At 74.5% G+C, this 1,041-nt stretch carries 1 protein-coding gene; it reads left to right on the forward strand.

The window, feature by feature from the left end:
- Positions 1–886 (forward strand): hypothetical protein (locus tag AOK17_RS47480; RefSeq protein ID WP_055618817.1); only part of this gene is annotated, 886 nt, incomplete at its 5' end.
- Positions 887–1,041 lie beyond the last annotated feature (155 nt).

Below are 1,041 nucleotides of genomic sequence, written 5' to 3' on the forward strand. Positions count from 1 at the left end.
GCCGCGCGATCTACCACTCGGCGTGGCGGGCCCCGCGACAGTGGCCACCCAGGTCCAGAAGCAGCTCGAAGAGCACGAGGGCGCCTTCGAGATCCACCGCTACGCCGACGAGGCCGCCGCCCGGGACGCCATCGAGGACCGGACCGTATACGGCGCGGTCGTCGCCACCGAGCAGGGGCCGAAGCTGCTGACCGCCTCGGCCGCGAGCCCGTTCGTGGCCCAGCTGCTCCAGCAGTCGGTGACCCAGCAGGCGGGCGGCGCACAGGTGCGTACCGTCGACGTCGTACCGGCGGCCGAGGACGACCCGCGCGGCTCGGCCCTGACGTCGAGCGTGCTGCCGCTGACGCTGGCGGGCATCGCCGCGGGTGCCGTCGTGACCCTGCTCGGACTCCGCGGGCGGCGCGCGATCGTCGCCCTGGTCGGTGCGTCCGCGCTCGTCGGCCTGGTGGCGGCCACTCTCGCCGGCAGCTGGCTCGGCGCACTCACGGGGAACTGGTGGGCGCAGGCGGGCGCCCTGGGCCTGGCCACACTGGCGGTCGGCGCCGCCGTCGCGGGCCTTGCGGCGCTGCTGGGCCCTCCGGGTATCGGGCTGGGCGGGCTCGTCGTCATGCTGCTCGGCAACCCGTTCTCCGGCGCCGCCACGGCACCCGAGATGCTCCCCGACCCGGTCGGGACGATCGGCCAGTGGCTGCCGCCGGGCGCCGGCGTCTCCCTGCTCCGCTCGATCTCCTTCTTCGACGGAGCCGCCGCAGCCGCCCCGGCCCTCACCCTGACCTGGTGGGCGGCCCTGGGCCTGGGAGCGACCCTCCTGGGCAGCGCACTCAAGCGCCGCAAGGAGGCCACGGCACCGGCCCTCACCGAACACGAGCCCGCCCCGGCGAACTGACCCCCACAAAGCCGACCGTGCACCCCTGAAGTAGCGGACAGGGGTGCACGGTCTTACGCGTTTACCGGTCGTACGCGTTCAAGGGGCACTCGATCTTGCGCGTTGGCCCGCCGAGCCCTGCGAGCACGGCTCAGCCCAACTCACCCAGGGGCGCG

It is taken from the genome of Streptomyces phaeochromogenes (assembly GCF_001418655.1).
Lineage (GTDB): Bacteria > Actinomycetota > Actinomycetes > Streptomycetales > Streptomycetaceae > Streptomyces > Streptomyces phaeochromogenes.